Source organism: Stenotrophomonas sp. AGC87 (assembly GCF_057333975.1).
This window is the reverse complement of the sequence record NZ_JBHFHW010000034.1, coordinates 20,073-30,735: the sequence shown is the minus strand read 5'-3', so window position 1 is coordinate 30,735 and position 10,663 is coordinate 20,073. Positions and strand designations below refer to the sequence as shown.

Sequence of the window (10,663 nt, the reverse complement as noted above, 5' to 3'; positions counted from 1 at the left end):
CCCCCCCCCCCCCCCCCCCCCCCCCCACTACCGGGATCGCTTCCGGTCAGCCACACATGGTGTGGCTACCCGTCATGCGGCGCACACAAAAAAGCCCCGGCTCGCGCCGGGGCTTTTTCGTTTCAGCGTGACCACCCACGGTGGTCACCTACCGGAGGAGGGGGCAGCCGGGGCTGCCCCTGTCCATCAACGATCCGGACGGTGCGCCGTGTTGGCTTCACCCTGACGTTCCAGGAACTCCTTGGACGGTTCGTCCAGCTTGTCACCCAGCATGCGGCGGACCACCACGAAGAACACCGGGATCATCAGCAGACCCAGGAAGGTGGCGAACACCATGCCGCCGATCACGCCGGTACCGATCGCGTGACGCGCGTTGGCGCCCGCACCGGTGGAGATGGCCATCGGCACCACGCCCATGATGAAGGCGAACGAGGTCATCAGGATCGGGCGGAAACGCAGGCGGGAGGCTTCGATGGTCGCCTCGCGCAGGTTCTTGCCCGCGGCCCGCTGCTCCACCGCAAACTCCACGATCAGGATCGCGTTCTTCGCCGCCAGGCCGATCACCGTGATCAGGCCGATCTTGAAGTACAGATCGTTCGGCAGGCCACGGGCGAGCGAGAAGGCCAGGGCGCCAAGGACACCCAGCGGCACCACCAGCAGCACCGCCACCGGGATCGACCAGCTTTCATACAGCGCGGCCAGGCAGAGGAACACCACCACGATGGACAGCACCAGCAGCAGGGTCGCGGCGTTGCCGGCCAGGATTTCCTGGTAGGACATGCCCGACCAGTCGTAGCCGAAGCCGGCCGGCAGGTCGTCGTTGACGATCCGCTCCATCGCCTGCATCGCCTCGCCCGAGCTGCGCCCGGCGGCCTGCGAACCGACGATGTTGACCGCCGAGTAGCCGTTGTAGCGGCTCAGCGACGGCGGTGCGGACACCCACTCGGACTTCACCACGGTGCTCAGCGGAATCATCGCCTGCGTGCCATCGGCGTTGGTCTGCAGCGTGCTGGGCGTGTAGAAGCTGTTCAACGACTCCGCGCCGGTGCGGTACGGGCCATCGGCCTGCAGGGTCACGCGCTTGATGCGGCCCTCATAGAAGAAGTCGTTGACGTACACCGGGGCCAGCATCAGCTGGATGGTGCTGTACACGTCCGACACCGACAGGCCCATGGTCTGCGCCTGCACGCGATCCACGTGCAACTGCAGCTGCGGGGCGTTTTCCAGACCGTTCGGGCGCACGCCGGTCAGCAGGTCGCTTTCCTGCGCGGCCTTGCCGAGCAGGATGTTGCGCGCCTGCGTCAGTTGCTCATAGCCCACGCCGCCGCGGTCCTGCAGCCACATATCGAAGCCGCCGAACTGGCCCAGGCCCTGCACGGTCGGCAGGTTGACCACGAAGATCTGCGCTTCCTTGATCCCGTAGAACGCGCCGTTCATGTTGTTGATGAACTCGGGCACCGTGATGTCACGGTCCGCCCAGGGCTTGAGGCGGATGAAGCCCATGCCCACGTTTTCACCGGAACCGACGAAGCTGAAGCCGGCCACCTGCAGCATGCCTTCGAAGCCATCCTGCTTTTCCAGGATGCCGCGCATCTGGGCGAAGGCGTGGTTGGTCTGCGACTTGGTCGAGCCCGGCGGCAGCTGCACGATCGCCAGCGCGTAGCCCTGGTCTTCTTCGGGCAGGAAGCTGCCCGGCATGCGCGTGAACAGGAAACCGCACAGCACGGTGAGCACCACGAACAGGATCATCCAGCGCGGGGCATGCTTCACCGCCGAGGTGATGTGGCCCACGTAGGTGTTGCTGACCTTGTCGTAGTACTTGTTGAAGGTGCGGTAGACGATGTTCGGCTTGTCGTTGTGCGTCGGCTTGAGGAACGTCGCGCACAGCGCCGGGGTGAAGCCCAGGGCCAGGAAGGCCGAGAAGGCCATCGCGATGGCGATGGTCAGCGCGAACTGCTTGTAGATCTCACCGGCGGCGCCGCCCTGCAGGGCCGACGGAATGAACACCGCTGCCAGCACGACGGTGATGGCCACCACCGCACCGGTGATCTGGGTCATGGCCTTCTGGGTGGCGGCCTTGGGCGGCAGCTTCTCCTCGGTCATGATGCGTTCGACGTTCTCGATCACCACGATGGCGTCATCGACCACGATGCCGATCGCCAGCACCATCGCAAACAGCGTCAGCTGGTTGATGGTGAAGCCGATGATGCTCATGCCCAGGAACGTGCCCAGCAGCGCGACCGGGATGACCAGGGTCGGGATCAGCGTGGCGCGGAAGTTCTGCAGGAAGATCAGCATCACCAGGAACACCAGCACGACCGCTTCGATCAGGGTCTTGACCACTTCCTCGATCGAGATCTTCACGAAGGTGGTGCTGTCGTACGGCGAGAACCAGCTGACACCGGCCGGGAAGCTCGGGGACAGTTCGTCCATCTTCGAGGTGACCGCATTGGCCACGTTCAGCGCGTTGGCGCCGGGCAGCAGCTGGATCGCGAAGGCACCGGTCGGCTTGCCGTTGTACTGGGTGTCAAAGCCGTAGTTGTTCGCACCGAAGGCGATCCGGGCGATGTCCTTGAGCAGCACGCGCGAGCCGTCGGTATTGGCGCGCAGGATGATGTTCTCGAACTCTTCCGGCGAGCTGAAGCGGCCTTCGGCTGAGACCGTCGCGGTGAAGTAGTGCCCTTCAGGCGAGGGATCCGAGCCCAGCGAACCGGCCGCGAACTGCACGTTCTGGTCCTTGATCGCGGCCAGCACCTGGGTGGCCGACAGGCCGTAACCCTGCATCTTTTCCGGGTTGAGCCAGATGTTCATGGCGTACTCGGAACCGAACTGCTGGGTGCTGCCCACGCCGGGGATACGCGAGATCTGGTCGAGCACGCGCGAGCCGACGATGTCGTTGAGCGCATCGCGGTCGATCGAGGCGCTGTCGGACTGCAGGGCCACCACCATCAGGAAGCCGGCGTTGGCCTTGGCCACCACCACGCCCTGCTGGGTCACTTCAGTGGGCAGGCGAGGCGTTGCCAGCGAGACCTTGTTCTGCACCTGGACCTGGGCGATATCGGCATCGGTGCCGGTTTCGAAGGTCAAGGTGATGGTGACGCGGCCGTTGGAAGCCGAGGAGGAGCTGAAGTACAGCAGGTGATCGATACCGGTCAGCTGCTGCTCGATCACCTGGGTGACCGACTTTTCGGCGGTGTCGGCGCTGGCGCCGGGGTAGGTGGCGCTCACCGTCACCTGGGGAGGCGCGATGCTCGGGTAGGACTCCACGCCCAGACCCAGGATCGAGATCACGCCCGCAAGCGAGATCAGGATCGCGACCACCCAGGCGAATACCGGGTGTTCAATGAAAAATTTAGGCATGACGGAGGATTCCCGTTATTGCTTGTTCGGTTCGGCAGCCGGAGCGGCGTCGGACTTTGCGGCGGCGGCATCGGCCGGGGCGGCCGCGGCATCAGGCTTGGCGGCAGCCGCCGGAGCGGCCCCTGCCGGAGCAGCACCCGCCGGGGCCTGGCCATTGCCGTTGCCGGCGGCCGGGTTCCAGGGGGCGGCCTTGGCCGGTTCGCCTTCCTTGACCTTCTGCACGCCGGCCACGATCACCTGATCGCCGGCATCCAGACCACCGCTGACCAGCCAGTTGCTGCCCTGCTGGCCTTCGCTCTTCACATTCTTGCGGGCGACCTTGCCGTCCTTGCCCACCACCAGCACATAGCCGCCGGTGGTGTCGCGCTGCAGTGCCTGCAGGGGCACCAGGTAGGCGTTGTTGCGCTCACCCAGGGTCGCCTGGAAGCTGACGAACGCACCCGGCAGCAGGATCTGCTGCGGGTTCGGCAGCACCGCACGCAGCGAGACCGCGCCGGTGGCCGGGTCGACCGTGGTCGAGGAGAAGTCCAGCGTACCCGGCTGGTCATAGACCGTGCCGTCGGCCAGCTTCACCTGCACCGTGGATTTGCCGTCCCCGCTCAGCGCCAGTGCGCCCTTGGCCTGGGCCGCGCGCATCTGGGTCAACTCATCCACGCTCATCGAGAAGTTCACGTACAGCGGGTCGAGCTGATCCACGGTGGTCAGCAGGGTCACATCGCCCTGGCCAACCAGCGCACCTTCAGTGACCTGCTGCTTGCCGGCGCGGCCGCTGATCGGCGAGCGCACTTCGGCATAGCCCAGGTTGATCCGCGCGCTGGCCAGCGAGGCCTGGGCCTGCTGCACGGCGGCAGCGGCAGTGCGCTCGGTGGCTTCGGCCGCATCCAGGTCGGACTTGGAGACGTAAGCCTGCGGGGCCAGCGAGCGGGCGCGGTTGGCGGCGGCCTTGGCGTTGGCGGCGGTGGCCTGCGCCGAGGCCAGTTCGGCCTGCGCAGCATTGAGCGAGGCACGCAGCGGTGCCGGGTCGATCAGGAACAGTACCTGGCCTTCCTTCACATCCGAGCCTTCCTGATAGACGCGCTTGAGCAGCACGCCCGGGACGCGGGCGCGCACATCGGCGCTGCGGAACGGCGACAGACGGCCGACCAGCTCACGCTGCAGCGGCAGGGTCTGCGGCTTGGCCTCGATCACGCCCACCTCCGGCGGCGGCGGGGCCTGCTGCTCTTCCTTTTTGCAGGCGGTCAACGCAAGGGCGACTGCGCACGTCAGGGCAAGGGTGCGGAGTGGGGCGATCATCAGGAGAAGCTCCGGTGTTGGTTTGAATACGAAGCCGTGGCCGCATCGGGCGCAGCAAATGCGCGCAGGAAGCTGTCGACGGAGAATTCTGCCCAGCGGCGGCGCACGGCGGCGTCATCGCGGTGGGGAATGTGGAAACGCTGTTTCTCGAAATCCAAGCCGGCGATCATGCTCAATAGCAGTTCAGCCATGAAGTGCGGGTCGTCATGCCTCAGCTGACCCTCGGCGGAACGAGTTGTCATCCATTCAGAAACATGAAGCGCCAAGGCCCCGGCACCGTCCTCGTACAGCGTCCGGGCTTCCTGCGGGAACTGACTGGACTCGGCGGCGATCAGGCGGCGGGCCTGGACCACGTGCGGCTGGTTGAAGTGATCCAGATAGTCGTTGGCGAACCGCAGCAGACTGCCGCGCAGGTCGTCACCGTCGAGTGATCGCAGCCCAGCGGTGGCGCGGCAGACGTGCCGCTGCATCACCCGCTTCAGCAGTTCCTGTTTATTGCCATAGCGGCTGTAGAGGGTCTGCTTGGAACATCCGGCGTGCTGTGCCACCGCGTCCATGCTCAGTTGCATGCCCTGGCTGGCCAGCAGCTCGCGCACGGCATCGAACACGCGATGATCGCGCGCGTCCAGGGTGCTGGCGGCGGGGTGTGGGGGATTCACGCGGTGGACTATACCGTCCAGTTCAGAATTGTAGAAGCCTTGTTTTTCCGTGGCAGTTGATGACCAACGTCAAGTTGCAACGGAAGCGGCCGATGCTGCGTTGGATGAAACCCCGATGCGTTGATCCGTACTCGGCCGGATTGATCGTGCCGATGTAAACGGGACCCAACCCGAAAGACCTTATTCCGTCCTGCAGCAAGGTATTTCTGTGCGGTAGGCCTACAATTTCATTTTCCCAACTGAGCATCACGCACCGCTCCGTCATGAAACCGCAAAAACCAGCAGCCAAGACCGTGAAAAACAAATCCAAACCAGCCGATACGCAGACTGTTTCGCCAGTGGGCTTCTCGCTGGAGCCGGTGTACACGGCCTTGCGCAAGCGCTACCCGTCGGCCGGGCAGGCCGAGGCAGTGGCTTTTGCCGCCGACTTCTACAAGCGCATGGAGGCGGACGAGTTCCCGCACCACAGCGCCGAGGAGTGGGCCGCACTGGCAGCGGACACGCTGGAGTTCGCGCGTGTGCGCAAGTCCGGCAAGGCCAACGTCCGCGTGTTCAACCCGACGCTGAAGAGCAACGGGTGGGAGTCGCCGCATACGGTGTTGCAGATCGTCAACGACGATATGCCGTTCCTGGTCGACACGGTGACGATGTCGCTGGCCGAGCATGGCGTCGGCGTGCATGTGCTGGGTCACCCGGTGATCCGCTTCGCCCGTGACAAGGCTGGCAAACTGACCGGTGTCAGCGACGGCACCGCCGAATCGGTGATGCTGCTGGAGATCGACCGCCAGCCGGCCGACGCCATGGCCGACGTCGAGAAGGCGATCATCAAGGCGCTGGACGAGGTGCGTGCCATCGTCCGCGATTGGGACGCGATGCGTGCCAAGGCGCAGAGCCTGGCCGACGACCTGGGCAGCCGCCAGCTGCCGGTGGATGCCGCTTCGCGCGCCGAAGCGCAGGAATTCCTGCGCTGGGCCGCCGATAACCACTTCACCTTCTTCGGCTACCGCGAGTACCGCGTGGAGAAGCAGGGCAAGGAAGACGTGCTGGCGCCGCTCAACGACACCGGCCTGGGCCTGATGCGCGGGCAGGACAAGTCCGCTGCACGTCCGGTCAAGACGCTCGCCGCGCAGGGCCTCAATGCCACCACCGGCTTGAAGGACGCGCTGATCCTGACCAAGACCAATGCCCGTTCGCGCGTGCATCGCTCCGGCTACATGGATTACATCGGCGTGCTGGAATTCGACGCCAAGGGCAAGATCATCGGCGAACAGCGCTTCCTGGGCCTGTTCACCTCCAGCGCCTACAACCGCCGCCCGTGGGAAATCCCGCTGGTGCGCCAGCGCCACGAATACGTGATGAGCCAGTCCGGCCTGGCACCGAGCAGCCACAGCGGCAAGGCCCTGCGCCACATCCTGGAAACCCTGCCGCGCGAAGAGCTGTTCCAGTCCAGCGAAGACGAACTGTTCCGCACCGCCATGGGCGTGCTGGGCCTTCAGGAGCGCGTGCGCAGCCGCCTGTTCCTGCGCCGTGACAAGTACAGCCGTTTCATCTCCGCGCTGGTGTACCTGCCGCGCGAACGCTTCAACACCGATGTGCGCCTGCGCATCGAAGCCATGCTCAAGGACGCCCTGCAGGGCGAGTACGTGGACAGCTCGGTCGTGCTCGGTGAGTCGCCGCTGGCCCAGGTGCACCTGATCGTGCGCCCGAAGGCTGGCCAGACCCTGGAAGTGGATACCAGCGCACTGGAGCAGAAACTGGCCCAGGTGCTGCGCAATTGGCAGGACGATCTGCGCGAAGCGCTGGTGGCCCGTCACGGTGAGGGCGAAGGCCTGCGCATCGCGGCGCGTATCGGCAAGGCGTTGCCGGCCGGTTACATCGAAGACTCCAGCACCGAGATCGCCGCCAATGACGTCAGCCAGCTTGATGCGCTGACCGGCCCGGACGATCTGCGCCTGAGCCTGCAGGCCGTGCAGCGCGAAGGCGGCGACGGCCTGCGCCTGAAGCTGTATCGCCAGCTGGACGATATTCCGTTGTCCGATGCGCTGCCGATGATGGAAAACATGGGCCTGCGTGTCATCGCCGAGCGCCCGTACCGTCTGACGGTCGATAACGCCCCGGTGTATGTGCAGGACTTCGAAGTGGAATCGGTGGCCGGTGCGATCGACGCGCCGAGCGTCGATGCCGCCTTCGGTGAAACCTTCGCCCGCGTGTGGCACGGCGATGCCGAGAACGACGGCTTCAACCGCCTCGTGCTTGCGGCCGGCCTGCACTGGCGCCAGGTGGCGATGCTGCGTGGCTACTGCAAGTACCTGCTGCAGACCGGCGTGCCGTTCTCGCAGGCCTACGTGGAAGGCACCTTCACCCGCTACCCGCTGCTGGCCCGTCTGCTGGTGGAGCTGTTCGAAGCGCGCTTCGATCCGGCCACCGGCCACGAGAGCAAGGACGCGATCGCCGAGGGCCAGGCCCAACTGCGCGCGCATCTGACCGTGCTCGCCGGCGGTGACGAAGCCACCCTGAAAGTGCTCAAGACCGTGGTCGATGCGCGCAAGGGCGACCGCACCGTGCAGATGGATGCCGCGCGCGATGCGCTGCTCAAGCTGATGGACCGCGTCTCCAGCCTCGATGAAGACCGCATCCTGCGCAGCTTCATGGGCGTGATCGATGCGACCCTGCGCACCAGCTACTACCAGACCGATGCCGAGGGCCGTCCGGGCCACGTCATCAGCTTCAAGTTCGATTCGGCGCTGGTGCCGGACCTGCCCAAGCCGCGCCCGTACCGCGAAATCTTCGTGTACGGCCCGCGTGTGGAGGGTACCCACCTGCGCTTCGGTGCCGTGGCCCGTGGTGGCCTGCGCTGGTCGGACCGTCGCGAAGATTTCCGTACCGAGGTGCTGGGCCTGGTCAAGGCGCAGATGGTCAAGAACACCGTGATCGTGCCGGTCGGCGCGAAGGGCGGCTTCTTCGCCAAGATGCCGCCGGTGAACGGCGACCGTGATGCGGTGTTCGCCAACGGCGTGGCCTGCTACAAGCTGTTCATCCAGGGCCTGCTGGACATCACCGACAACATCGTCAACAACAAGATCGTGCCGCCGGTGGACGTGGTCCGCCACGACATGGACGACCCGTACCTGGTGGTGGCCGCCGACAAGGGCACCGCCACGTTCTCCGACATCGCCAACGGCCTGGCCGTGGCGCACGGCTTCTGGATGGGCGATGCATTCGCCTCCGGTGGCTCGGTCGGTTACGACCACAAGGGCATGGGCATCACCGCTCGCGGTGCGTGGGAGTCGGTCAAGCGCCACTTCCGTGCGCTGGGCCGTGACAGCCAGAGCCAGGATTTCACTGCGGTCGGCGTGGGCGACATGTCCGGCGACGTGTTCGGCAACGGCATGCTGTTGTCGCGCCACATCCGCCTGGTGGCTGCATTCGATCACCGCCACATCTTCCTGGACCCGAACCCGGATGCGGCCACGACCTTCGTCGAGCGTGAGCGTCTGTTCACCGTGCCGCGCTCCAGCTGGGCCGATTACGATGCCAAGCTGATCAGCAAGGGCGGTGGCGTGTACCCGCGTACGCTGAAGTCGATCGAGATCACCCCGCAGGTGCGTGACGTGCTCGGCCTGGACGACGGCATCAAGTCGATGACCCCGAACGACCTGATGAGCGCGATCCTGAAATCGCCGGTCGATCTGTTGTGGAACGGCGGCATTGGTACCTACGTCAAGGCGGCCAGCGAGCAGCACAGCGATGTCGGCGACCGTGCCAACAACGCGCTGCGCGTCAATGGCGGCGAGCTGCGCTGCAAGGTGGTGGGCGAGGGCGGCAACCTGGGCATGACCCAGCTGGGCCGTATCGAAGCTGCCCAGGCCGGCGTGCTGCTCAACACCGACTTCATCGACAACTCGGCCGGTGTGGACACCTCCGATCACGAAGTCAACATCAAGATCCTGCTCAACGATGTGGTGCGGGCCAAGAAGTTGACCGTCGAACAGCGCAACAAGCTGCTGGCCTCGATGACCGACGAAGTGGCCGCGCTGGTGCTGATGGACAACTACCGTCAGAACCAGGCGCTGAGCCTGATGGAACGCATGGCGGTCAAGCGCCTGGGTTCCAAGCAGCACTTCATCCGCACGCTGGAACAGCAGGGCCTGCTGGATCGCCAGATCGAGTACCTGCCCTCGGATGCGGAACTGTCCGCACGCAAGGCGCGTGGCCAGGGCCTGACCCGTCCGGAACTGTCGGTGCTGTTGTCCTACTCCAAGCTGGTGGCCTTCCAGCAGCTGCTCGAGTCGGACATTCCGGAAGATCCGTACCTGTCCAAGGAGCTGCAGCGCTACTTCCCGACGCCGCTGCAGAAGAAGTACGCCGATGCGATGGAGCGTCACCGCCTGAAGCGCGAAATCATCGCCACGGCCGTGACCAACCAGACCATCAACCGCATGGGCGCCACCTTCCTGATGCGCATGCAGGAAGACACCGGCCGCACCGTGGCCGAGGTCGCCAAGGCGTACACGATCAGCCGTGAAACGCTGGACGCACGCGCGCTGTGGGCACAGATCGACGCCCTCGACGGCACGTTGCCGGAGTCGGTGCAGATCGATGCGCTGGAAGTGATCTGGAAGCTGCAGCGTTCGTTCGTGCGCTGGCTGCTCTCGCGCCCGGGCGCCATGCCGGGCATCACCGAAGCCGTCAACCGCTACCAGGCCGCGTTCAACGACATCCGCGACGCCTCGGGTGTGCTGCCGGATTCGCAGCGCCCGGCCTACGAGGCCAGCGTGCAGGAGTGGAAGGACAAGGGCCTGCCGCCGGCCTTGTCGCAGCAGCTTTCGGAACTGCAGTTCCTGGAGCCGGCGTTCGACATCATCGAACTGGCCCGCACCCGCAAGCTCAAGCCGGTGGACGTCTCCAAGGTCCACTTCCGTTTGGGCGACGCCCTGCAGTTGCCGTGGCTGTTCGAGCAGATCGACGCGCTGGAGGTCAACGGCCGCTGGCACGCCGTGGCCCGTGGCGTGCTGCGCGACGAGCTGGCCGCCCACCATCGCAACCTGGCTGCCCAGGTCCTGTCGATGAAGGGCAGCAGCGCCGAAGCCAAGGTCGCCGCCTGGATGGGTCGTGACGACAGCAGCCTGCGCTTCACCCTGGCGATGCTGGCCGAGCTGGCCGAGCAGAAGACCCTGGACTACCCGACCGTCTCGGTCGCGGTGCAGCGCCTGGGTCAGCTGGCCTCGCATGGTGCGTAAGCAGGGTGCGTGAGCGCATTCGCGCTGACGCCCCACGGTTTGCCCTGCAAACCGTGGGCCCCATGCAGACGATGCTTCCAAACCCCCGCGCCTTCGGCGCGCCCCCCCGCC

At 65.6% G+C, this 10,663-nt stretch carries 3 protein-coding genes and 1 pseudogene; 1 reads left to right on the top strand and 3 read right to left on the bottom strand.

All coding sequences use genetic code 11. From position 1 onward, the window contains the following. Positions 1 to 186: 186 nt before the first annotated feature. The 3 genes from ACE026_RS14230 to ACE026_RS14220 are packed head-to-tail and all read right to left on the bottom strand — an operon-like array spanning position 187 to position 5,312. The gene (locus tag ACE026_RS14230; RefSeq protein ID WP_486039481.1) at positions 187 to 3,360 is read right to left on the bottom strand and encodes a multidrug efflux RND transporter permease subunit; all 3,174 of its coding nucleotides are present in this window, start codon (positions 3,358 to 3,360) and stop codon (positions 187 to 189) included. A 15-nt stretch (positions 3,361 to 3,375) separates the two neighbouring features. Then, a complete protein-coding gene (locus tag ACE026_RS14225; RefSeq protein ID WP_486039480.1) occupies positions 3,376 to 4,653 on the bottom strand; it encodes an efflux RND transporter periplasmic adaptor subunit in 1,278 nt (425 codons plus the stop codon). Continuing rightward, positions 4,653 to 5,312, bottom strand: a complete 660-nt coding sequence (locus ACE026_RS14220) for a TetR/AcrR family transcriptional regulator (protein WP_486039479.1) — start codon at positions 5,310 to 5,312, stop codon at positions 4,653 to 4,655. Before ACE026_RS14220 ends, ACE026_RS14225 begins: the two co-directional genes overlap by 1 nt. A 344-nt stretch (positions 5,313 to 5,656) precedes the next feature. Between ACE026_RS14220 and ACE026_RS14215 the strand changes: the two are divergent. Beyond that, positions 5,657 to 10,552, top strand: a pseudogene (locus ACE026_RS14215) (NAD-glutamate dehydrogenase); the annotation flags it as partial. Between the last annotated feature and the right edge of the window lie 111 nt (positions 10,553 to 10,663).

Excerpts from the sequence above, each read along its gene's own strand:
- ACE026_RS14225 (WP_486039480.1), bottom strand. The coding sequence starts at position 4,653 with ATGATCGCCCCACTCCGCACCCTTGCCCTGACGTGCGCAGTCGCCCTT.
- ACE026_RS14230 (WP_486039481.1), bottom strand. The coding sequence starts at position 3,360 with ATGCCTAAATTTTTCATTGAACACCCGGTATTCGCCTGGGTGGTCGCG.